The sequence below is a fragment of the Catenulispora pinisilvae genome, from assembly GCF_015356865.1.
GTDB lineage: Bacteria > Actinomycetota > Actinomycetes > Streptomycetales > Catenulisporaceae > Catenulispora > Catenulispora pinisilvae.
In genome coordinates this window covers 1-22,739 of sequence record NZ_JAAFZA010000008.1, presented here as the reverse complement: position 1 = coordinate 22,739, position 22,739 = coordinate 1, and the positions used below count along the sequence as shown (strand labels likewise).

Annotated in this window: 16 protein-coding genes; 10 read left to right on the top strand and 6 right to left on the bottom strand. The window is 69.9% G+C overall.

Annotation, left to right across the window (positions count from 1 at the left end; genetic code table 11):
- Positions 1-397 precede the first annotated feature (397 nt).
- From IZR01_RS03935 to IZR01_RS03925, 3 genes are all read right to left on the bottom strand, one after another.
- A complete protein-coding gene (locus IZR01_RS03935; RefSeq protein WP_194895161.1) occupies positions 398-1,105 on the bottom strand; it encodes an HAD family hydrolase in 708 nt (235 codons plus the stop codon).
- Between the two features lie 210 nt (positions 1,106-1,315).
- Complete coding sequence (locus tag IZR01_RS03930; RefSeq protein ID WP_194922913.1) at positions 1,316-3,247, bottom strand: glycoside hydrolase family 15 protein; 1,932 nt, start codon at positions 3,245-3,247, stop codon at positions 1,316-1,318.
- Positions 3,248-3,367: 120 nt separating this feature from the next.
- On the bottom strand, positions 3,368-4,624 hold the full coding sequence (locus IZR01_RS03925; RefSeq protein ID WP_194922912.1) for a L,D-transpeptidase: 1,257 nt from the start codon (positions 4,622-4,624) through the stop codon (positions 3,368-3,370).
- A 149-nt stretch (positions 4,625-4,773) separates the two neighbouring features.
- On the opposite strand from IZR01_RS03925, the gene IZR01_RS03920 reads away from it, so the two are divergent.
- The 7 genes from IZR01_RS03920 to IZR01_RS03890 all read left to right on the top strand — a co-directional run bounded on the left by IZR01_RS03920 (position 4,774) and on the right by IZR01_RS03890 (position 14,373).
- Positions 4,774-6,186: a GlnX family signal transduction membrane protein gene (locus IZR01_RS03920; RefSeq protein WP_194922911.1), complete on the top strand. Its 1,413-nt coding sequence runs from the start codon at positions 4,774-4,776 to the stop codon at positions 6,184-6,186.
- A gap of 44 nt (positions 6,187-6,230) precedes the next feature.
- Positions 6,231-7,253: a glutamate ABC transporter substrate-binding protein gene (locus tag IZR01_RS03915; protein WP_194922910.1), complete on the top strand. Its 1,023-nt coding sequence runs from the start codon at positions 6,231-6,233 to the stop codon at positions 7,251-7,253.
- 64 nt (positions 7,254-7,317) lie between these two features.
- Entirely contained in the window at positions 7,318-8,553 is a 1,236-nt protein-coding gene (locus IZR01_RS03910; protein WP_194922909.1) for a hypothetical protein, read from the top strand.
- A 103-nt stretch (positions 8,554-8,656) separates the two neighbouring features.
- Entirely contained in the window at positions 8,657-10,939 is a 2,283-nt protein-coding gene (locus tag IZR01_RS52965) for a serine/threonine-protein kinase (RefSeq protein WP_323746376.1), read from the top strand.
- A complete protein-coding gene (locus IZR01_RS03900; RefSeq protein WP_194922908.1) occupies positions 10,936-12,162 on the top strand; it encodes a PP2C family protein-serine/threonine phosphatase in 1,227 nt (408 codons plus the stop codon). The genes IZR01_RS52965 and IZR01_RS03900 overlap by 4 nt, the downstream gene beginning before the upstream one ends.
- Positions 12,159-13,511: a VWA domain-containing protein gene (locus IZR01_RS03895; protein WP_194895154.1), complete on the top strand. Its 1,353-nt coding sequence runs from the start codon at positions 12,159-12,161 to the stop codon at positions 13,509-13,511. Before IZR01_RS03900 ends, IZR01_RS03895 begins: the two co-directional genes overlap by 4 nt.
- Positions 13,512-13,539: 28 nt before the next feature.
- Positions 13,540-14,373, top strand: coding sequence for an FHA domain-containing protein (locus IZR01_RS03890; protein ID WP_228558899.1), 834 nt, complete (start codon positions 13,540-13,542; stop codon positions 14,371-14,373).
- A 343-nt stretch (positions 14,374-14,716) separates the two neighbouring features.
- Here IZR01_RS03890 and IZR01_RS03885 read toward each other — a convergent pair whose 3' ends face one another.
- From IZR01_RS03885 to IZR01_RS03875, 3 genes are all read right to left on the bottom strand, one after another.
- The gene (locus tag IZR01_RS03885; RefSeq protein WP_194922907.1) at positions 14,717-16,627 is read right to left on the bottom strand and encodes a phosphodiester glycosidase family protein; all 1,911 of its coding nucleotides are present in this window, start codon (positions 16,625-16,627) and stop codon (positions 14,717-14,719) included.
- A 151-nt stretch (positions 16,628-16,778) separates the two neighbouring features.
- Entirely contained in the window at positions 16,779-17,687 is a 909-nt protein-coding gene (locus IZR01_RS03880; RefSeq protein WP_194895166.1) for a GlxA family transcriptional regulator, read from the bottom strand.
- 4 nt (positions 17,688-17,691) lie between these two features.
- The gene (locus IZR01_RS03875) at positions 17,692-18,309 is read right to left on the bottom strand and encodes an isochorismatase family protein (RefSeq protein WP_194895165.1); all 618 of its coding nucleotides are present in this window, start codon (positions 18,307-18,309) and stop codon (positions 17,692-17,694) included.
- 333 nt (positions 18,310-18,642) lie between these two features.
- Between IZR01_RS03875 and IZR01_RS03870 the strand changes: the two genes are divergently transcribed.
- The 3 genes from IZR01_RS03870 to IZR01_RS03860 are packed head-to-tail and all read left to right on the top strand — an operon-like array spanning position 18,643 to position 21,780.
- Positions 18,643-19,929: an extracellular solute-binding protein gene (locus tag IZR01_RS03870; RefSeq protein ID WP_194895151.1), complete on the top strand. Its 1,287-nt coding sequence runs from the start codon at positions 18,643-18,645 to the stop codon at positions 19,927-19,929.
- Between the two features lie 22 nt (positions 19,930-19,951).
- Entirely contained in the window at positions 19,952-20,890 is a 939-nt protein-coding gene (locus tag IZR01_RS03865) for a carbohydrate ABC transporter permease (protein WP_194922906.1), read from the top strand.
- Positions 20,887-21,780, top strand: coding sequence for a carbohydrate ABC transporter permease (locus tag IZR01_RS03860; protein WP_194895149.1), 894 nt, complete (start codon positions 20,887-20,889; stop codon positions 21,778-21,780). The genes IZR01_RS03865 and IZR01_RS03860 overlap by 4 nt, the downstream gene beginning before the upstream one ends.
- Positions 21,781-22,739 lie beyond the last annotated feature (959 nt).

Below are 22,739 nucleotides of genomic sequence, written 5' to 3'. Positions count from 1 at the left end.
GCAGGCGACACACTGGCAGCCGGGGGGCTCCGCCTCGGGGGGGATGGTGCGAGGCACCGCCGTTATTGGTGCGGCGGTTTCGGTGGTCTCCGCGATCTCGGGTGATCCCGATGATCCCAGTGATCTCGATGAGCTCGACTGATCTCGGTGTCCTCGGCCCGAAGCGGGCCCCGGCGCCGCATTCCACCGCCTAGGGCGTGTTTGAGAAGTCGGGTGGGTGGTGTCCCGCAGGTGATGAGCAGGTCGAGCGCGACGGCTCAGCGGCAAGCATGGCAAGACGGACGGCCTGCCTCATCCTGGTTGGCTGTGGCTGGTCGTCCGGCGCAGCCAGGCGCCGCCGATCAGGCGTCGCGCCCCGCCCGACTTCTCAAACACGCCCTAGCGCCGGGGCCCGCGGTCAAACCTCGTCGGCGAGCATCCCGGGGAGTTCGTCGAGGCTGGTGAGCGAGAAATCGGCCTTGGCGACCAGATCCGGGTGGTCGCCGTGGATCATGCCCCAGGGGCCTCGGCGGATGAAGGCGGTGCGCAGGCCCGCGCCCCAGGCGGGGCGGAGGTCGTTGTCGAGGCGGTCGCCCACGTACAGGATGCGGCCGGCGCCGCGCAGCGGGCCCCGGCCCTGGGCGCGGGACACGTCGTCGCAGACTTCGATGACCTTGGCGAAGAACGCGGGGTCCGGTTTCTCCAGGCCGCCCCACATGCCGGAGGTGGTCACCAGGTGCACCGGCAGGTCGAGCGATTCCAGGATGCGGTGTGAGGCAGTGGTCTGGTTCGCGGCTATCAGGACCAGGTAGCCGGCTTCTTTGAGGGCGGCGAGGGTGCGGCGGGCATCGGGGTAGAGGTCGCGTTCGCCGTAGCCTTCGGGCCGGCCCGCGATGGTGCGGGCCCGGCGTTCGGCTTCGAGGTCGAAGCCGGGGCGGAAGTACTCGAAGGCTTCCAGGTGCGGCCGGCCCGCGGCGATGACCGCCCCGAACACCGCGGAGAACGTGTGGCGGGGGACCCCCAGCCAGTCGGCCCAGTTGTGGTACTCGATGCTCTCGTCCACCAACGTCTCCCCGACGTCGAAGACGACCGCGTCTATCGTGCGTGACTTGCCCGGGATGTGCATGCTCAGGGTTCCTTCCACGGGACGCTGCGGCAGCGTCAGACAGCTCCCCATTCCAAGCAGTGCCCGAGGGGCGGGTGATGGCGTTCGCGTTGTGGTCTGACGGTCGCGATTGTAGGGCTGCGCATCGGGGAAAGGGGCCCGGCTATTGGAAAGTCATGCCAACGGGTTACGGCGTGGGGGTGGCGTGAACGCGATGTGGTGGGGAGGTCGCTATCCGTTCGCCGGCACGAGACGGGCCGTGCCTCGCGCCGTCTCGAGCTCGGCGTCCAAGGCGGCATCCAGGGCCAAAGCCGCCCAGATCACGCCCAAATGCGTGAAACCCTGCGGATAGTTCCCGATCTGCTCGCCTTCCGGCGTCAGCCTCTCGGAGAACAACCCGGTCGGGCCGGCGTGGCCGAGGAACCTCTCGAACAGCTCTTGCGCCCGCTCCACGGCGCCACTCTGAGCCAGCGCCACGTAATACATCATCGTGCACAGGTCGAAGCTCGACTCGTCGCCGGCCAACCCGTCGTTGTATTCGCTCAGCCGGTAGCGGTGGCACAGCCCGTCGTGGACCAGGCCCTGCTCGATGGCGGCCAGCGTGCTCGCCCAGCGCGGGTCGGTCGGCGACAGGAAGCCGACGAACGGCATGAACAGGATCGCCGCGTCCATCGCGCTGTCGCCGTAGCTGTGCACATACGACTGCTGCGATTCGTTCCAGCCCCGCGTGTTGATCTCGGCGGCGATCGAGTGCGCCATGACGGCCCACATCCCCGCGTTCTCGTGCGTGGGCGCGATGCGGAGTCCGTACTCGAACGCGATCCAGCACATCATGCGGCTGTACGTGAAATCGCGCCGCCCGCCCCGGGTCTCCCAGATCCCCTCGTCGGGACGGGCCCAGTTCTCGACCAGCCAGTCCAGCAGCCTGCTGACCGCGGCCTGGCCCTCGGGGCTCTGGAGGTGGTCGGTGGCCGAGAGCGAGTAGAGGAATTCCCCGTAGACGTCGATTTGCAGCTGCTCCGACGCGTGGTTGCCGATGCGGACCGGCGCCGACTGGCGGTGGCCCTCCAGGTGCGGCAGTTCCATCTCGACCAGTTCCGACGTTCCGTCGACCCGGTACATGACGTGCAGCGCCTCGCCGAGCGCCGTCGGCCCCTCGGCCAGCCGGTCGGTGACCCAGCGCGCGAACGCCTCGGCCTCGTCGTGGAAGCCGAGGTCGAGCAGGGCGCGCGAGATGAAGGAACCGTCGCGGATCCAGGTATAGCGGTAGTCCCAGTTACGCCGGCCGCCCACCTGCTCCGGCAGCGCCGTGGTGGGGGCCGCGACGATGGCGCCGGTGGGGGCGTGGGTGAGGAGCTTGAGGGTCATCGCCGAGCGGTGCACGGCGTCCGTCCAGCGGCCGCGGTACGTGCACTCGGCCAGCCAGCCGTGCCAGAAGATGAGCACCTCCTCCAGCGAGCGCTCCACCTCGGCGGCCACGTCGGGCTGCCAGTCGTCCGGCTCGTCGAGGTCGGCGACCAGGATGAACGCGGCGGCCTCGCCGGGTCCGAGCAGCACCTCGGCGCTCGCGGCGCCGGCGCGGCCGGGGTCCAGGCCGGAGTCGTCGGTGCCGCCGGAGACGGTCAGCGGGGCCGTCGAGAGCAGGCTCAGCGTGCGGTCCGGACCGGAGAAGACCGCGGCCGCAGAGCCGCCGCGCCGCACCGATTCGACCGTTCCGGAGACCAGGCCGTAGTCGAATCGGGGACGGCAGTCGACGGAGAACTGGACGTCGCCACGGACCGCGCGCACGATCCGGTAGAGCATGGTCGCGCCGGTCTCGCGCCCCCGGTCCCACGCCGGGACCGCGGCGCGGGAGGAGCGCGCCTCCTGCGGCACCATGAAGTCCACGACCTCGCCGACCGCCCCGTCGGGCGTCTCGAACCGGGTCACCAGCACCGCGCTGCGCGGCACGTAGGACTGACTCGACGTGGCGCCCTCGACCCAGATCCGGAACGCCCCGCCCCGCTCGCTGTCCAGCACCGCGCCGAAAACGCTCGGTTCGTCGAACCGTCCCGGGCAGAACCAGTCCACGGTGCCGTCACCGGCCACCAGCGCACAAGTGCGCAGGTCGCCGATGAGGCCGTGGTCGTCGACAGCGGGGTAGGCGGCCCGGAGGTTGGTCATGCGTAGACCTTATATTCCGGCGGGCCTTTCTCAGGACGATGTCGCGGGTGCTCGGAGATATCGAAAAGGCGCCGGTCCGGGCGCGGATCCAGACCCGGTTCGGTAACGCCCAGCCGGTCCTCAGTGCGGCAGCGCGCTCCCCGCGATCCAGTCGCTCCAGCTCAGGTTCCAGTCGCCGAACCCGTTGTCGGCGCGCACCGTGTCCTTGGAGTTCACCACGGTCACCGGGTCGCCCGGGATCACCTGGTTGAAGAACCACTCCGCGTCGTCGGTCGACATGCCGATGCAGCCGTGGCTGCCGTTGACGTTGCCGAACTTGCCGGCGTTCCACGGTGCGGCGTGCACGAAGGTCCCCGACGGGGTCAGCCGGACGTCCCAGTACACGTTCGGAATGTCATAGGCGTTCACGCCGAATATCCCGACCGTGTCGGAATTCATGCTGATGTCCTGGTCTTTCTCCAGCACCACCATGGTGCCGTTCCAGGTCTCGAATCCGGGCTTGCCGGAACTGGTCAGCAGCGTGGTGGTCTTGCCGCCGGTGACCACGGTCATCTTCTTGGTGTTGGCGTCCATGGTCGCGATCAGCGAGCGGCCGATGGTGAAGGTGACGTCCCGGTTCTGCTTGCCGTACAGGCTGCCGCTCTTCACGCCGTCCAGGCGCATGTGCAGCGTCACCTTGGTGCCCGGGGCCCAGTACTGCTGCGGACGCCAGTCCACCCGCTCGGAGCCGAACCAGTGCCAGGAACCGGCCACCGGCGGGTCGGAGGTGACCGTCAGCTGCTTCTCCACCGCGGCGCGGTCCGGGATCGACTTGTCGAACGTTATCGACACCGGCTGTGCGATGCCGTAGGTGGTGCCGGGGTCCGGTGTGTAAGTGCCCGCATATGTGTTGTCCGGTGAGGCGGTCGAGAACTGCGACGTGACCGTCTGCGCCTTCCCATTGTCGCCCATGGCGATCGCCGTCACCTTGTAGGTGTGGTCGATGCCGACCGGGTTCGCGGACGTCCAGGACGCGCCTGAGGGATCCAGCGTCCCGTCCACCGCGCTGCCGCCGGACAGCTGCGCGGTGACCGACGTCAGCTTCCCGTTCGCCACGCTGACCTGGATCTGCGAGGCCGGGTCCACATCGGAACCGTCGCCCGCGGGTTTGATCACCACCAGGGCCGGGGCCGCGCTGGTGGACGCCGAACTCGACGGTGAGCTCGACGCAGAGCTCTGAGAAGATCCGCCGCTGGTCCCCGCCGAAGGAGAGGTCGAAGACCCGTTGGCCACCGGGGCCACCGTCGCCGTCTTCTGGGAATTCCCGCCCCCGCCACAAGCAGCGGTGGTCAGGCCTACCACGGCCACCGCGACGGCGAGCTTGTGCAGTCTGCGCATAATCGCCTCCTGTGCTCGATCCTATAACTGCCTGATACCAATGGCGACGTAGCCTGCGGGTGAACCGTTAGGTTTTCCTTAACCACGGGGAGGCAGAGGAGAAGCACAAGCCGACTGCCTATCGGGACTGATCTAGAGGGGGCTCCTGGATGACACTCGCTGCCACCGGACATCCGCCGACCCAGGCCGCCGCGGCCGCGGGTTCGGCCCCAGCAGTGCCGGGGGAACCGGCCAGATCCGCGAGGCCGCGTACGGACCGGCGTCTGGCGCGGATCCGTGTGTTCCTGGCTGTCGGCGCGCTCCTGTTCGGAGCGGTGGGCATATACGGGGTGCAGGTCCGGACCGACGGCGCGAACGACGCCAAGACGCACAGCGGGATCCTGATCGAGCAGGCCGAGCAGATCTACCACAGCCTCTCGGACGCGGACGCCACCTCGACGACCATGTACCTGCACGTCGGTGAGGCGCCGGCGAACCTGTTGCAGCAGTACAACACCGACCTGCAGAACGCGCAGGCCGCGCTCTTGGCCGCCACCAAGGAGGCCGGCGGCGACGCCGTGGCCGTGAAGGCGCTGGACCAGATCGCCACCCAGCTGCCGCAGTACGTCAAGCTGAACGCCACCGCGGCGGCCAACAACCTGATCGGCTATCCGGTCGGCTTCCGGTACCTGCTTCAGGCCTCGAACCTGATGCAGGGGACCAGCGCCACGGCCACCGCCCCGCCGTCCGGGATACTGCCGTGGGCCCAGAACCTCACCGACACTGAGGCGAAGAACCTCTCCGCCGCGGAGGGCACGGCCAAGCAGTTCCCGGTGCCGATGCTGGTGGTCGGCCTGCTGTTGCTGGCCGCGTTGACGGTGGTCCAGGTCCGGGAGTCCCGGCGGACCAACCGGGTCTTCAGCCCCGGTCTGCTCGCCGCCACGGTCGCGCTCGTGGTCGCGTTCGCCTGGACCGGCGTGGACATCGGGGTCCAGAACGGCCACGAGGACAAGGCCAAGTCGCGCGGTTCGGACCAGGTGAGCGTTCTGGCCACGGCCCGCATCCTGTCGTTGCAGGGCCGGACCGAGGAGATGCTGACCCTGGTCGGCCGGGGCACCGCGGACGACCAGGAGACCGACTACGCCGGCGTGACCGCGGCGAACGGGACGTACACCCCGGGCACCGAGGCGAATCTGGCCACCGCCTTGCAGCAGGCGGAGAAGCTCGCGACCGACGACACCGGGACCAAGCTGGCCGCCGCCGCGCTGGGCGACGAGGCGGCCTGGCACACCCAGCACCAGACGCTGCGCGGCTTCGACGCGCAGAACCAGTACGAGAAGGCCGTGGACTCGGCGCTGGGCCAGCACGACTTCGCGACCGCGCCCAGCGCGGCCAAGTCGTTCGACGCCTTGCAGACCGATCTGGACCACGCCATCACGTACGCGGAGACCTCCTTCGGTGCCGAGGCCAAGGACGGCGCCGGGGCCGTGGCCGGGTTGGAGATCGGGCTCGGCGTGCTGGCGCTGTTGATGGCGGCGGCGGTGGTCCGGGGCCTGGGCCGGCGGATCGCGGAATACCAATGAGCGGGCGGGGGATGACCACGATGAACGGCAGGCGGAACATCAGGATGCGGACATGGGGGGCCGCGGCGGTCGTGGCGGCCGTCGCGCTCACCGCGGCGTGCAGTGCCTCCAAGGGCGGCGCGAGGCCCCTAGCCGGTCAGGGCATCGGCCCGGGCGCTCTGCCCAACGCTCCGAAGTCATCGCCGACGCCCTGCGGGCCGTCGGCGACCGCGGCCACGTTGAACGCGCTACCGGACCCGAACGCTCCGGCGACCCCCGGCGGCACCCTGGACAAGATCCGCAAGCGCGGATTCCTGATCGCCGGGATCGACCTGAACACCGAGCTGTTCGGCTACGACCCGCAGCACAACAACAACCCGCAGGGTTTCGACGTCGACATGGCCAAGGCGGTGGCCCGCGCCATCTTCGGCGCCGACGGCCACATCCAGTTCCGGGTGGTCACCCTGGCCGACCCGAAGACCGGCGAGTACGCGCAGCTGCACGCCGGGAACATCGACCTGGCCGTGGAGACCACCACCATCACCTGCGCGCGCATGGAGGGCGCGGAGCGGATGAACTTCTCCAACCCCTACTACACCGCCCAGCTGAAGCTGCTGATGCCGCTCCGCGACGACGGCAGCGCGCAGACCACGTCCCTGGCACAACTGAAGGGCACGGGCACGAAGGTCTGCGCGACGCTGAACTCCACCCCGGTCGACATCATCAAGAACACCCTCGGCGCCTCGGCGGCCGTCCAGGTGCCCAACGCCCTGGACTGCCTCGCAGACTTGCAACAAGACCAAGTCGGCGCGATCTACACCGATGACGCCCTGCTGCGCGGCATGGCATCGCAGGACCCGCATGTCGCGATGACCACCGCGCCCGGCGGGCAGGACCAGCCATATGGCATCGCCACGAACTGCGACCCGAAGTCGCCGAACGACCTCACCCCGTTCGTGAACGCCGTCCTGGCGAACATGATCCAGGACTCCGGTCCGAACGGCTGGCGCTCACTGTTTGCAAAGGATTTGGGTTCACAACCCGTATCCCTGCCGGAGATCCCGACGGCGTACCCTCTGGGGAGTTAGCCGACCTGATGGGACGGGCAATAGAGTCCAGGCAGACAGGCATGGGGGGAGCAAGAGCACGACCGTGACGACGATGTGGACCCGGCAGGCGATCGATGCCGCGATCGACCGCCGCGCCCTGGAGCGCTCAGGGGTGTCGGCCGGCCTGCTGGAACTGGACGACCACCCGGGCCGGCGGCTGCTGGACGGCGCCAAGCTGACCGGCGCCACGGCCCAGTCCTGGGCGAAGGCGTCGGCCGAACTGGCCGGGCTGTGGACCGTGTTCGAGGCGTACCAGCAGGTGCTGGACCGGGTCTCGGCGATGCGCGGCGGCCCGAAGACCAAGCTGGGCGACCGGGAACTGGCGGCCATGGCCGATCTGCTGACCGGCCGCTCCGTCGAGCTGCCCCGGCAGGCCGTGCCGTTCGAGCGGCGCGGGCTGCTGGATCCGGCCAGCACCCAGGACCTGCTGACCCTGGACGAGGCCGTGGAGTCCATGGCCCGGACCTACGACATGGTCAAGAAGGTCGCGGTCGACGCCGAGAACGCGTGGAACCGGCTGCTGGAGCCGCTGGACGACCTGCAGGCCAAGGCCCGGGCCGCCCGGGCCACGGCCGATCAGGTCGGGGCCGGCGGCGATCCGGTCTTCGACCGGCTGGCCGGGATCGAGAAGCAGGTCTCCGACATGCGGCGGCAGGCGCTGACCGATCCGCTGGGCATGGTCGGCGGCGCCTCGGCCCTCACGCCGGCCCGGGTGGCGGGGCTGCTCGGGCAGCTGGCTGATGTGCAGACCGAACTGGACCAGGCGCTGGTCGCCCGGACCGAGTTCGACCAGCGGCTGGCCGGGCTCCAGGACGTCATCGTGCGGATCGCGCGGGCCGAGGCCGAGGCCGAACAGGTCCGGGTCACCGTCCGGGAGAAGATAGCCGCGCCGAAGCTGCCGCCGGCCTCGGCCGCCGCCGCGCATCTGCGCGGCAAGGTCGCCGAACTGGAGCGGGAACGATCGGGCCAGTCCTGGACGTTGCTCGGCCGGAACTTGTCGGCGCTGGAGAAGAACAGCCGCTTGATCCTGGAGAACGCGCAGAAGCGGATCGCGCAGATCCGGGAACCGCTGGACCGGCGGGACGAGCTGCGCGGGCTGCTGGAGGCCTACCGGGCGCGCGCCGCCCGGCACGGCGTCGCCGAGGCCCCGGTGCTGACCGCGCTGTACCAGTCGGTCCACGACCGGCTGTGGTCCGCGCCGTGCGACCTGACGGCGGCCGAGGCCGGGGTACGCGAGTACCTGGCGGCGGTCGGCGCGGCGCTGCCGAGCATGTCATAGGTCTGGTGTGCACTAGTGAGCGGGGGCGAAACCGACCACACCGGACTCCATCGGAATCTCAACAAGGCTCCACAAGGGTTTTACAGGGGAGAGGGAAACACCAGTGACCGCCTGTCTTGAGCCGGGCTGCGACGGGACCATCGACGCCGACGGCTACTGCGACACCTGCGGTACCGCCGCCGCGGCGGCGGCGCAGACCGCGCCGCGCACCGGGGCCGGCCAGGCCTCGTCGCGTACCGCGAACTCGGCGCGCACCAGCAGTTCCACGCGTTCCACGTCCACGTCGGCCTCCAGCCGCAACTCCACCTCGGTGTCCAGCCGCACCCGCGGCACCCGGGGCGGCAGCTCCGGCCGCTCGCGCCGGGGCAACCTGGGCGCCGGGCTGATCGAGGTGCCGCCGGTCCCGGCCCGGGACCCGATGACCGCGATCATGGCCAATCCGATGGTGCCGGAGAACAAGCGGCGCTGCTCGAAGTGCAACGCCGAGGTGGGCCGCGGCCGGGACGGCCAGCCGGGCCGCACCGAGGGCTTCTGCCGCAAGTGCCGGACCGCGTTCTCCTTCGAGCCCAAGCTGAAGGCCGGGGACAAGGTCGGGCAGTACGCGGTGCTCGGCTGCATCGCGCACGGCGGTCTGGGCTGGATCTACCTGGCCAAGGACGAGAACGTCTCGGACCGCTGGGTGGTCCTCAAGGGCCTGCTGGACTCCGGCGACGCCGACGCGATGGCCGCCGCGGCCGCCGAGCGCAAGTTCCTGGCCGAGGTGAACCACCCCTCGATCGTGCAGATCATGAACTTCGTGCAGCACCCGGACGCCAAGACCGGCGCGCCGGTGGGCTACATCGTCATGGAGTACGTCGGCGGCAGTTCGCTCAAGCAGATCCGCGACGAGTACCGGGACTCCGCCGGGCAGGCCGGCCCGCTGCCGGTGGCGCAGGCCATCGCCTACGCGATCGAGATCCTGCCGGCCTTCGGCTACCTGCACAGCCTGGGCCTGGTCTACAACGACTTCAAGCCGGACAACATCATCCAGTCCGAGGAGCAGCTCAAGCTCATCGACATGGGCGGTGTGATCCAGATGGACGACGAGGACTCGCCGATCTACGGCACCCGCGGCTTCCAGGCCCCGGAGATCGCCGACGGCCCCTCGGTGGAGTCCGACCTGTACACCGTCGGCCGCAGCCTGGCGGTGCTCACCAGCCTGGACACCCGGACCTACCAGACCACCTACCTGGAGGAGCTGCCGGCGCCGGACGTGGTGCCGTTGTTCGGCCGGCACGAGTCGTTCTACAAGCTGCTCCAGCGGGCCACCGACCAGGACCCGGACATGCGGTTCGGCTCGGCCCAGCAGATGGCCGAGCAGCTGACCGCGGTGCTGCGCGAAGTGCTCTCGCTGGACGAGAACAAGCCGCATCCCGGCGCCTCGGTCATGTTCGGGCCCGAGGTCCGGGTGCCGAGCACCACCGCGGCGGTGCCGGAGCCGTTCGCCGTGGCGCAGGCGCTGCCGGTGCCGCTGGTGGACCGCGACGACCCCGGCGCGCAGTTCCTGGCCGGGCTCGGCGCGCTGGATCTGGCCGACCAGCGCCGGGCCCTGGAGAACTCCCCGCTATTGGGCAACTCCCAGGAGATCCAGCTGCGCCTGGTGCTGGCCGCCGCCGCGGTCGGCGACTTCGCCGCCGCGGTCGGGCTGCTCGACCGGTTCGAGAACGACAACGGCGGCGACTGGCGCACCTTCTGGTACCGCGGCCTGATCCAGCTCCAGGGCGGCCTGCTCACCGAGGCCGTGCGGATGTTCACCGCGGTCTACGACGCGCTGCCGGGCGAGGCGGCGCCGAAGCTGGCGCTGGCGGCCTGCGCCGAGCTTCAGGGCGACTTCGTCACCGCCAGCCGTTACTACGACACGGTCTGGCGCACCGACACCGGCTACGTCAGCGCCGCCTTCGGTCTGGCCCGGGCGCTGCTGGGCACCGGCCAGCGCGGCGCGGCGGTGGCCGCGTTCGGCGCGGTGCCGCAGACCTCCACGCACCACACCGCCGCCAACGAGGCCGCGCTGCGGGCCCTGCTGGCCGGCCGGGACAACGACCTGACCGGCGCCGACCTGGCCGGGATCGACAGCCGCTACAAGTGGCTGGCCGACCGGCTGGACCCCGAGCACGCCAACCTGTTGGCGCTGGAGGTGTTCCAGACCGCGGGCCGCCGGCTCCAGGTCCAGGTGCCGCAGGACCTGCAACCCGGCCAGAAGCTCATCGACCGCGCCGTCGACGAGCGCTCGCTGCGCCTGGGCATGGAGCACACCTACCGCTCGCTGGCCCGGCTGGCCACCGACAAGGGCAAGCGCATCGAGCTGGTCGACCAGGCCAACGCGGTCCGTCCCAGGACCCTGATATGACGGTCGGGACCGCGGTCGGGACGGGCCCCGGCGCGACGACGGCCGGACCGGAGGCGGACACTGCCATGGCACTGCAACTGACGTGTCCCAAGTGCGGGGCGACGGACCTGGAGGCCGACCAGGCCTCGCGGTTCTGCGAGCAGTGCGGGTACGCGCTGGCCGAGGCGGTGACCGGGGACGAGGAACCCGGTACCGCCGAGGACCCCAAACCCTGCGTCTCCTGCGGCGGCACCGAGATCGACGCCGAGGGCTACTGCACCGACTGCGGCGATCTACAGCCGCGCCGCCGGGACCGGATGGAGGTGGACTTCAAGGCGGTCGCCGGGGTCAGCGACCGCGGCCTGCGCCACCACCGCAACGAGGACTCGATGGCGCTCGGCCCGGCGTTCGGGCCGGACGGCCGGACCCTGATGATCGCGGTGGTCTGCGACGGGGTGTCCACCTCGGAGCGGCCGGACGAGGCCTCGGCGGCGGCGGTCAAGACCGCCGCGAAGCTGCTGCTGGCCGCGATCGCCGGCGGTAGCGCCCCGGACGGACCCGGGCCGGAGCCGACGCGCGCCGGGCCGGTGGAGACCGCGGTCATGGAAACGGTGCCGGAGACAGTGGTCGCCGAGACCATCGCCCCCGAGACCCTGTCCCCTGAGCCTTCGACGGCCGAGGAAGACCAGCCGCGCCGGGGCCGGCGGGCAGATCTGCGCGCCGTCTCCCGGCAGGCCGTGATCGACGCCGACCACGCGGTCTCGGGCCTGGCCCGGGACGCCGACCACGGCAACCCGCCGGCCTGCACCTACGTCTGCGCCATCGTCGACACCGACGTCACCCTGGCCTGGCTCGGCGACAGCCGCGCCTATTGGCTCGACGAGCGCGGTACCTCCCGCGCCCTGACCCGGGACGACGCCGAGGAGGGCTCGCACGCCATCGAGGCCTGGCTCGGCGCCGACTCCGGCGGTCCCGAGCCGCATCTGGCGAGCTTCACCCCGGACGGCCCCGGCGTGGTCCTGGTGTGCAGCGACGGCCTGTGGAACTACGTGGAGAAGGCCGCGGACCTGGCCGCGATCGCCCTGCCCGGGGCCCTGACGGACCCGTTCACCGCGGCCGAGGCCCTGGTCCGCCGGGCCCTGGCCGACGGCGGTCACGACAACATCACCGCGGTGCTCGTCCCCTATCCGGTTCAGCCGCCCGCCGAGGGCGTCAGCACGACAGGAGTGAGTAGGCAGCCATGAGCCAGTACCCGGACTTCGCCTTCGAGATCAACCAGAACGAGTATCTCGCCGAGGGCGCACGCGAGGTGCACGCGGTGGTCACGCTGACCGCCACCTCCGCGACCGGCGGCGCGGCGGCGCCGGCCTACGGGGCCCCGGCCCCGGGCGCTGGCGGCGAGAAGGTCGAGGTCATCATCATCGACTGCTCGGGGTCCATGGACTACCCGCGCACCAAGATGATGGCGGCCAAGGAGGCCACCAAGGTCGCCATCGACACGCTCAGCGACGGCACCTACTTCGCGGTGGTGGCCGGCACCGAGGGCGCGCGCGTGGTCTACCCGACCGGCGGCCACCTGCTGCGCGCCGACTACCAGAGCCGCGCGGCGGCCAAGGAGGCGGTCTCGCGCCTGCACGCCAACGGCGGCACCGCGATGGGCCGCTGGCTGGGCCAGGCCGGCCGGATCTTCGACGCCCACCCGAACGCGATCAAGCACGCGATCCTGCTCACCGACGGCAAGGACGAGTCGGAGACCCCGGCCGACCTGGCCCGGGCCATCCAGGCCAGCATCGGCACCTTCACCGCCGACTGCCGCGGGATCGGCGAGGACTGGGAGATCGCCGAGGTGAAGAAGATCGCCGACGCGCTGCTGGGCACCGTGGGCATCATCCGCGAGCCGGAGCGGCTGGCCGAGGACTTCCGCGAGATGACCGCGAACTCGATGGGCAAGGAGGTCGCGGACGTCGCGCTGCGGCTGTGGACGCCCAAGGGCGCGGTGGTCCGGTTCGTCAAGCAGGTCAACCCGACGCTGGCCGACCTGACCGGGAAGCGCGCGGACGGGGGCGGCCCGCTCATCGGCGACTATCCGACCGGTGCCTGGGGCGCGGAGAGCCGCGAGTACCACATCTGCGTCGAGGTCGAGCCCGGCAACCTGAACACCGAGAAGCTGGCCGGCCGGGTCACCCTGGTGGCCAAGGACAGCGCCGGCGTCACGGCGCTGGGCGAGGGCAAGATCCGGGCGATCTGGACCAACGAGGAGGAGAAGACCGGGCGGATCAACGGCCGGGTGGCGCACTACACCGGCCAGGCCGAGATGGCCGCGGCCATCGAGGAGGGCGCGGCCGCCCAGGAGGCCGGCGACATGCCGACCGCCACCGCGCGCCTGGGCCGCGCCATGGACCTGGCGCTGGAGTCCGGGCGCGAGGACACCGTCAAGATGTTGCGCAAGATAGCCGAGGTCGACCCGGACACCCAGCGGGTCCTGCGGGCCAAGTCCAAGTCCGATGTCAACAAGGGCGACGTGATGGAGGCCGTGCTGGACTCGACCAAGACGGTGCGGACCAACAAGCGGACCGGCGGCTCGGGGAGCTGACGATGGCGACCATTAAGGCAGGGGGACGATGATGGCCACGTGTCCGGACGGACACCAAACGGTCGCGACCGATTACTGCGACGAGTGCGGCTTGTCGATGGGCGGTCCGGTGCAGGTGTCGGAGCCGGTCTCCAGCGCGGGGACGGGCGGCGCGGCGTCGGCCTACGGCTCGCCCGGCGACCCGTGTCCGAACTGCCTGATCCCGCGGCAGGCCGGCGACACTTTCTGTGAGGCCTGCGGCTTCCCCTTCGACCAGGAGGGGAGCATCGGCACCGGGGTCTGGCCGGGCCCCGGGGCCGGCGGCACCACCGGGACCGACCCGGTCGGCGGCGGCGATCCGGTTCCGGGCCCAGGTCCGGTCGGCGGCGACCCGACGCCCGGGCCCCTGGAAGTGGACCCGGTCTTCGTCGACCCGGTCACCATCGACCCGGTCGACCCGGTCGGCGCCCCGGCCGCCACCTCCGGATGGATCGCCGTCGCCAGCGCCGACCGCGCCTACTACGACGCGGTGGTCGCCGAGGGCGAGATCGACGCGGCCGCCTACCCGTTCCCGCCGTACTGCCCGGAACGCGAGTTCGCGCTCGACGGCGACACGGTGCGCATAGGCCGCTCGGGCAAGAAGGGGAGCGTCGAGATCGACCTGACGGGCCCGCCCACCGACCCCGGCATCTCGCATCTGCACGCGGTGCTCCAGCGGCGCCCGGACGGCGGCTGGTCGGTGGTGGACCTGGAGTCGACGAACGGCACGGTGCTCAACGACGACACCGCGCCGCTCCCGCCGAACCAGGCGTTCCCGGTCGAGGCCGGGCAGCGGGTCCATGTCGGGGTGTGGACCACTCTGACGCTGATCCAGCGGTCCTGAACCAGCGGTCCTGAGGTCCTGAACCACCGATCCGATCGAAGAAGGTGAGGACGGCCGCCGGTGCCGGACCGTCGAGTCCGGCACCGGCGAACGCGTCCACGTCCGCCAGGCAGCGGTGGCTCCGGCGGTTACTGAGCGAGCTGTCGCCCGCTGTCGTCGTTCGCCGCGGCTATTGCTTGTCGCGCTTGCGGACGGTGTCCACCCACAACGCCGCACCGCCGGCGGCCGCGAGCACGATCAGGATGATGCCGAATACGGTCCCGTTCATGAAAAACAGCGCTCCCCTCTCGCCTACCGAACAAAGGTAGCGAGAGGGGAGCGATAGAGCGAGCGACCTTCGGAGCTAACGACTGTATACGGCCACGAAGTCGCGCTCATCAGTTGAGTAATACCGCTGCGCGGTCCGGGCGAAGTCCAACAGCTTCGTCGAGTCCGGCGGGTTCTGGCCCTTGCTGCTGTCGTAGGTCATGTAGGACACCCACTCCTGGTTGATGTCCAGCTCCATGCCGCGCACCGCGCCGGCCCGCTGGAGCAGTTCGGCCAGGGTCCGGACGGACAGCGCCGGGCCGATCGCGTAGACCAGGTTGCCGTCGGCCGTTATGCCGATCCCGGAACGCCAGACGTAGTAGGCGTTCTTGACCGTCACGCCCCACAGCTTCTTGTCCTCGCTGTCCACGCTCGGGTTGACCTGGCCGTTGTCCACCAGCAGCTGGAGGTTCTGCCGGACGCCGACCACGTTCGGGTCCAGCTGGAAGCCCGCGCCGGAGTTCCAGGACCCGATGTTGACCGTGCCGTCCTTGTAGAACACCTCCGAGGCCTGGCCCGGGACCAGAGTGCCGTAGGTCTTGCCGTTGAGGTAGAAGCCGCCGTGCGCGTCGTTCGGGCTGAGCAGGAAGGCCCCGTTCCAGGTGGCGATCAGGTTCTTGAACTGGTCGCCGGACAGGTGGTCGGTCTGGTTGTAGCCGGCGGTGCCGGGCTGCTGGGAGCCGGGGTGCAGGATGAAGCTGGCGTGCTTCTGGTCCATGTACGCCACCGCCGACAGGTAGTCCAGGTGCTGGGGGTCCGAGCGCAGCTTCGCGGTCTGGATCACCGGCACGCCGTTCACCACGACCGTGGGCTGCCAGACGCCCTCACCCGGCGCCGGGTTCGGCACGAACGGCTTCATCGGCGCCAGATCGTGCTGGCCCTGGGCCAGGGTCGGCGTCGCCGACGGCGGCGCGAGGTCGGCCAGCTGCGAGGGGGACAGGCCGCCGCCGGTCTTCGGCTTGTTGCTCTGGTACTGCTGGTTCTCCAGCCAGGTGACGGCCCAGCCCATGTCGTGCCCGCGGGCCCACTCGGCGATCCGGGCCTGGTTGCTCATGTTGCCCGGGGCGCTCAGCGCGCCGTAGAGCGAGTAGCTGGTCAGGAAGACCAGCACGGCCAGCACGCCGGCGAGACTGCGCCGGATGAGCTTGCGGCGCCGGCGCTGGGCCGGGGTGAGCCGGTCCCGGCGGCGGGTCTTCGCGCGGCGGCGGGACCGGCCGTGCTCCTCGGTTTCGACGGCGTCGCTCTCGGGGCTCTCGTTCTCGCCGTAGCCGTCGCTGTGGTTGTCGCTGTAGCCGTCCGGGAAACCCGAGGAGTACTCGGTGTCGCCGGGGCCGCCGCCGTACTCGCCGGCCCGCGCCCGCTGGCCCGGTACCGGGGCCGGCCGCAGATCCTCAGGGTTTTGAGGTACTCGGCGGCGGGTGCCGCGCGGGACGTGGGTCTCGTCCAGCGCGCGCATGTCCTGGGCCGCGCCGTCCAGCCGCTGGTAACTCGGGTTCTGCTGATAGCTGGGATTCTGCTGCTGACCCGGGTGCGGCTGGAAGCTCGGGCTCTGCTGGTAGCTCGGCGCCTGCTGCGCGTGCCCGGCCTGGTAGCCGGGCGGCGGCTGCGGCTGCTGCCGGCTGGGCTGTTGATAGTCGGGCTGCTGATAACCGGGCTGCGGGTACTCAGGCTGCTGGTAGCCCGGATTCGGCTGGTAGCTCGGGTGGCGAGGGTCCCGCTGCTGGTCGGCACGGGGGTCGCGGCCCTGCGGGTACTGCGGGGCCTGCGGCGCGGAGTAGTCGTCCCACGGCGTCCGTGGCTCTACGGCGGGCCCCTGCCGGGGGTCCTGAGGGGGCCTGGGACGCGGTACCTCGCGGCCGCGGGGCGGTCCCTGCGGCCGGTCCGGCCGCGGAGGTACCCCGCGTCCCGGATTGCCGTCGCCGGTCCTTCCCGTCGGTGCCGGTGTCATCCACGATCCTCTCAGTCCGGTCCCCGATCCAGCCTCAGAGTATGGCCATTCATTGATGGGTACCGCCAGCTTGCCTGTTTTTCCCGTGCGGTTCTCAGACGCCCAAGGGGGGTGGGGCGGTTGCGGAGCAAGAGGATGAAAGTGACGTGTGCTACATCACGCGCGAACGCAGCCGGCGCAACATGCGGGCGTCGGCGAAGCCCACCGCGTGGGCCGCGGCCTCGACCGTCGCGCCGTGGCCGATCAGGTGCTCGGCGCGTTCCAGACGCAGCGTCTGCTGGTAGCGCAATGGGGTCATACCGGTGCTCTCCACGAACTGCCGGGTCAGCGTCCGTTCACTGACGCCACCGGCGCGCGCCAGTTCCGTGAGCCGCAACGGCTCGGCGTAGTTCGCGTCGATCCGGTCCTGCGCGCGGTGCACGGCGTCGCGCAGATGCCAGCGGTGCCGGAGCATCGCGCTGTCTTGCGACTCCTCGCCGGAGCGGCGCGCGTAGACCACCATGTCCCGGGCGACGCGGGCGGCGGCGGCCGGGCCGTGCTGTTCGGCGACCAGGTGCAGCGCCAGGTCGATGCCGCTGGCGATGCCCGCCGAGGTGATCACCCGGTCGTCGGCGACGTAGACCACGTCGCGCTCGACCCGGGCCCGCGGATAACGCAGGGCCAGTTCGTCCTGGAGATCGTGGTGGGTGGTGCAGCGCCGGCCGTCCAGCAGCCCGGCCTGCCCGAGCACGTCGGCGCCGGAGCAGACACTGGCCACGGTGCCGCCGGCGGCGTGGTGCGCGACCAGCCGGCCCAGCAGCTCCCGGCCCGGGCGCGGGCCGCCCTTGAGCATGGGCGAGCGCCAGCCCGGGACCAGGACGAGGTCGGCGGGTCCGGCGCCGGGCCACTCGGTCTCGGCGCGCAGCCGGACGCCCTGCGCGGTCACGATGTCTTCCTGCTCGGCGACGTACCGCAGCTCGTACGGATACCCGTGATCATCAGCGGTGGAGAACACCTGGGCCGGACCGGAGAGGTCCAGCAGGTGCAGACGCGGGATGAGCAGGAAGACGACCTTCACAATCCGGTCAGCTTAGTCCGATCGTTGCCGGAACGCCCGAACCGACCACCTGGTCCACGGTCGCCACGGTCGCGAACCGCCCGCTGAGCGCGAAGACGGTGCGCTCCACGACCGCCGAGGCCGGCAGCGTGCGGGGGTCGGCGGCGAGCTCTTCGGGAGTCAGGCCGTCCGGCGCGTCCGGGTGCGCGATCGGGTTGGTGGCGGTCGCGTCGATCACGAAGGTCACCTGGTAGCCCAGGTCGGAGCCCAGGCGCGCGGTCGTCTCGCAGCACTGCTCGGTGCGGATGCCGCAGATCGCCAGCTCGCGGACGCCGTGCTCGGTGAGCAGCTGCTGCAGGTTGGTGGTGGTGAACGCGTTGTGCGAGGTCTTGCGGATCTGCGGTTCGCCGGCGGCCGGTGCGCGCAGGCCGTCCAGGTAGCGGACGTGGCCGGACTCGGGGTCGAAGGCGCCGCCGGTGCCCGGTTCCTGGTGCAGGACCCAGACCACCAGGTCGTCGTGGTCGCGGGCGTGGTCCACCAGGCGGTTGACGTCGTCGGCGATATCGGGGTTGTCGATCAGTCGCCAGAGCGGCCGGGAGCGGAAGGATTCCTGGACGTCGATGACGATGAGAGCGCGCTGTGTCATGTCCTCAGCATCGCCGCCGGGCCGGGCCGGCGGCAGGCCCGTTCCGGCCCGGATGCGGAACGATCCGGTCATCGCGGCGGAAGTCGCCGTACGGCCGGTCCGCACGCCGGCCAACATCTGCGGCTCAACAGTGGTTCATTCTGAAGACGCTTTCAACCCCTTGATTACGCCCGGATTGATCCGATTCTGTCCCGATTCCGAGATGACGGTTCGATAACTGGTCTATACCTGAGGGCCATCTGGTCTATACCGCTGACTGAAACCTGATTAGCGTGTCCCAGCGTCACGACCTGCTGTCCCCAACCCTCACCCTCCGACAAAGGTGGAACCCAGGTGAAGCGTCTCGCCACCCTCGCCGCGACCGGTCTGGCCGCGTCCCTCGTCCTCTCGGCGTGCTCGTCCAGCAAGTCCTCTGGCGGCTCGTCCTCGTCCTCGGGCTCCTCCAAGCCCGTGACCATCACCCTGCTCGCCCCGAACTACGGCAGCGGTACCGCTGACGACAGCAAGAACTACTGGGGCGACATCATCACGGCCTTCGAGGCCAAGTACCCGAACGTCAAGGTCCAGCTCCAGGAGGCCACCTGGGACAACCTGGCCACCAAGCTGACCACGGCGCTCCAGAACAACGACGCCCCGGACCTGTTCGAGGGCGGCGGCTACGCCGACGTCGCGGCGCAGGGCCTGCTCTACAAGGCCTCGGACATCGTCTCCCCGCAGACGCTGAGCAACCTGATCCCGCACGTGGCCCAGCTCGGCCAGACCAAGGGCCAGGACGGCCAGCAGGCCCAGTACGGCATCCCGTTCACCACCTCCACCCGCGCCTTCTTCTACAACACCCAGCTGTTCCAGCAGGCCGGCATCACCACGGCCCCGCAGACCTGGGCCGACGTCGCCGCCGACGCCGCGAAGATCAAGACGCTCGGCAAGACCGGCTTCGGGCTGCCGCTGGGCTCGGAGGAGGCGCAGGCCGAGACCTACCTGTGGACGCTGGGCAACGGCGGCGGCTACAAGGACGCCTCGGGCAAGTGGGACATCAACTCCCCGCAGAACGTCCAGACCTTCCAGTGGCTGACCGACAACCTGGTCAAGCCGGGCCTGACCGAGCCGGACCCGGGCACCAAGGACCGCACGGACCTGTGGAAGGACTTCGCGGCCGGCAACATCGGCATGATCAACGGCTCCCCGGCGCTGCTGCCGATCCTCAAGGAGGGCACCATCGGCAGCAACTTCAAGTCCTCGCCGATCCCCGGCAAGACCGGCACGCTGAGCACCCCGCTGGGCGTCGCGGACTTCATCGAGGCCTTCAACAGCCACCCGGACCACAAGACCGCGATCGGCGAGTTCCTGGACTTCGCGCTCCAGAAGCAGTACCAGGAGAAGTTCGACAACCTCTACGACCTGCTGCCGGCCACCCAGGACGCGGCCGCCGACCTGTCGGCGTCCAACCCGGCCCTGAAGCCCTTCATCGACGCGCTGCCCACGGCCGCCTGGTACCCGAGCTCGGACCCGAACTGGGACCCGGCCTCGCAGAAGGTCAAGGACATCGTCGGCAAGGCGGTGACCTCGGACCCGAAGGGCGTCCTGGACCAGATCCAGGCCGTCGCGACGGCCAGCAACTAAGGTCCCACGGGATACCCCAGCTATGACGACGCACACTGAGCGGGGCCGGCTCGGCCGGCCCCGCCCCGCCCTCGCCAGGTCGGTCCTGTCCGGCCTGGCCCCGCTGGCCTGGATCGGCCCGGCGATCGCGCTGATCGCCTTCGCCGTGCTGTGGCCGGTGGTGAAGATGGTCCAGTCCTCGACCACCCACTGGTCCCGCTACGGCGTGAACCTGGGGTCCAACGGGACGGACAACTACAACAAGCTGTTCAAGGAGCAGGACCTGTCCGGTGTGCTGGAGCGCACCGGCATCTGGGTGGTCGTGGTCGTCACCCTCACGATGGTGATCTCGCTGGGCGTCGCGCAGCTGTTCAACCAGAAGTTCCCGGGCCGCACCGTCGCGCGCTGGGCGCTGATCGCCCCGTGGGCGGCCTCGGTGATGATGACCGCGATCATCTTCAAGTGGATGCTGTACCCGGGCTACGGGTTCATCAACATCATCCTGAACGACCTGGGCCTGGTGGACCGCAACAGCAACACCGCGGACTGGCTCGGGCACTCCGGCTCCGGGTTCATGTGGGAGATGGCGGTCGCCATCTTCGTGTCGATCCCGTTCACCAGCTACACGGTGATCGCCGGCCTTCAGACCGTCCCGGCCGAGGTGTACGAGGCGGCCAAGGTGGACGGCGCGAGCAAGGTCCGCACCTACTTCTCGGTGACGCTGCCGCTGCTGCGCCCGGCGCTGCTGGTGGCCACGGTCATCAACGTGATGAACGTGTTCAACAGCTTCCCCATCATCTGGGAGATGACCAAGGGCGGGCCGGGCTACGACACCGCGACCACCACGGTCTTCATGTGGATCCTCAAGGGCCAGAACATCGGCGAGTCCGCGGCCCTGTCGATGGTCAACTTCGCGCTGATCATCGTGATCGTCTTCGCCTTCCTCAAGGTGAGCAAGTGGAACAGTGAGGCCGACGCATGACCGCGGTCACGACCTCCTCTCGGAGCCAGCGCCAGGACCGGGTCCCGAACGCCCCCAAGCCCCCGCGCGGCCTGCCGAGCGTGAAGAAGATCCTGATGGTCGGCGGCGCGTACCTGATCGCGCTGATCTTCATCACCCCCTACCTGGAGATGCTCCTCACCGCGCTGCGGCCGGTGAAGGAGGACTCCGACCCGACGATCATCCCGCACCACTTCCAGTGGTCGAACTTCACCTCGGTGTTCTCCGGCGACTCCAGCTTCGGCACCAACATGCGCATCACCCTGGAAGTCGCCTTCGGCGCGACCTTCCTGGTGCTGCTCGTGGCCCTGCCGGCGGCCTACTACACGGCCCGCAAGCGCTTCCGCGGCCGCAAGGCGTTCCTGTTCCTGGTCCTGGTCACGCAGATGTTCCAGCCCACCGCCATGGTGGTCGGCATCTACGGCGAGATGCGCGACCTGAACATGATCAACTCGGTCTGGGCCCTGATCATCGTGGACGCCGGCTTCAACCTGGCCTTCGCGGTCTGGATCCTGTCGGCGTACTTCTCGGCCATCCCGGTCGAACTGGAACAGGCGGCGATGATCGACGGCGCGACCCGCTTCGGCGCCTTCCGCCGCGTCACCATCCCGCTGGCGATGCCGGGCATCGTGACCGCGCTGATCTTCACCTTCATCGCGGCCTGGAACGAGTTCATCGTCGCCCTGACCCTGACCACCAGTCCGGACAAGGCACCACTGTCAGTGGCGGTGGACAACTACATCGGCCAGTACACAGTGGACTACGGCCACCTGTTCGCCAGCACGGTCATCGCGACCATCCCGGTGATCGTCCTGTTCGGCCTGATCGAGCGCAAGGTCGTCGACGGCCTGACAGCGGGCTCGATCAAGTAGCGCGACCCCGCCGAAACGGCCACCGGCCTGACAGAGCCCGCTGACGCACTCCTTAGCTGCGTCGGCGGGCTCCTGAAGCACACGGCCCTGAACACCGCCCCACGCCGCGATGATCTGCGGGTGCTGAAATCCGCAGATCATCACGGAGCGGAACCGGCCCCCGACAGGCCGGGGGGCAACCTGCCGGAAACCTGCTACCAGGAGGCAGCGACCGGCGACGGCGCGCTCGCGGAGGGCAGGGACGCGAGCTACGCCGGGGCCGGGGGCCGCTTAATATTTGTATCGGCAGATCGGGCGGGGAGCTTTAGGGTTCTGTTTTACTTTTTTCGCAGGGCACGATGGCTGCGGCTGTTTTATCAAAGGGCTGATTCGGCGCCTGCCACGGCCGGTGCTGTGCCAGCCCGCTTCGCCAGCCGCGCGCCCGGGGAGCTTGAGCACGCTGCTGATTGCTGCGCACGCCTGATTCGCTTGCGGCGCCAGCGTGCTTGATACCGCAGCTACGTGTTCTGCCGAGCCGCATGGCGCCACTAACTTGCTTGCGGCGCTATGCGGACTTCTTGCGGTGCGGGGACCGGTTCGCCGAGTTGCCAGCGCCAAGCTCGCTTGATTCGTTTCCGGCGTCGGCGTGCTCGATGCCGCAGCCACGTGTTTTGCCGAGCCGCGTGGCGCCACTAGCTTGCTTGCGGCGCTATGCGGGCTTCTTGTGGTGCGGGGACCGGTTCGCCGTGTTGCCAGCGCCAAGCTCGCTTCTCAGGGAAGCCCGGCGTGGCACTCGCGCCTAGTGCGGTGGCTGGATTGGTTTGCCGTGTTGGTGGTGTGGTTGCGGGTTGGACGAGAGTCGGGCACGGAGGCCGCCGGTCACGTACGGGGTTAAGGGCGTTGTGAAAAAACCGCCTGTTTTCGTCCGCCGGCTTGTGTACGCAAGGCGCGGTCGCGTGGCAGGGCGGACGAAAACCGGC

Excerpts from the sequence above, each read along its gene's own strand:
- IZR01_RS03935 (WP_194895161.1), bottom strand. The coding sequence starts at position 1,105 with ATGCACATCCCGGGCAAGTCACGCACGATAGACGCGGTCGTCTTCGAC.
- IZR01_RS03930 (WP_194922913.1), bottom strand. The coding sequence starts at position 3,247 with ATGACCAACCTCCGGGCCGCCTACCCCGCTGTCGACGACCACGGCCTC.
- IZR01_RS03925 (WP_194922912.1), bottom strand. The coding sequence starts at position 4,624 with ATGCGCAGACTGCACAAGCTCGCCGTCGCGGTGGCCGTGGTAGGCCTG.
- IZR01_RS03920 (WP_194922911.1), top strand. The coding sequence starts at position 4,774 with ATGACACTCGCTGCCACCGGACATCCGCCGACCCAGGCCGCCGCGGCC.
- IZR01_RS03915 (WP_194922910.1), top strand. The coding sequence starts at position 6,231 with ATGCGGACATGGGGGGCCGCGGCGGTCGTGGCGGCCGTCGCGCTCACC.
- IZR01_RS03900 (WP_194922908.1), top strand. The coding sequence starts at position 10,936 with ATGACGGTCGGGACCGCGGTCGGGACGGGCCCCGGCGCGACGACGGCC.
- IZR01_RS03895 (WP_194895154.1), top strand. The coding sequence starts at position 12,159 with ATGAGCCAGTACCCGGACTTCGCCTTCGAGATCAACCAGAACGAGTAT.
- IZR01_RS03890 (WP_228558899.1), top strand. The coding sequence starts at position 13,540 with ATGATGGCCACGTGTCCGGACGGACACCAAACGGTCGCGACCGATTAC.
- IZR01_RS03885 (WP_194922907.1), bottom strand. The coding sequence starts at position 16,627 with ATGACACCGGCACCGACGGGAAGGACCGGCGACGGCAATCCGGGACGC.
- IZR01_RS03875 (WP_194895165.1), bottom strand. The coding sequence starts at position 18,309 with ATGACACAGCGCGCTCTCATCGTCATCGACGTCCAGGAATCCTTCCGC.
- IZR01_RS03865 (WP_194922906.1), top strand. The coding sequence starts at position 19,952 with ATGACGACGCACACTGAGCGGGGCCGGCTCGGCCGGCCCCGCCCCGCC.
- IZR01_RS03860 (WP_194895149.1), top strand. The coding sequence starts at position 20,887 with ATGACCGCGGTCACGACCTCCTCTCGGAGCCAGCGCCAGGACCGGGTC.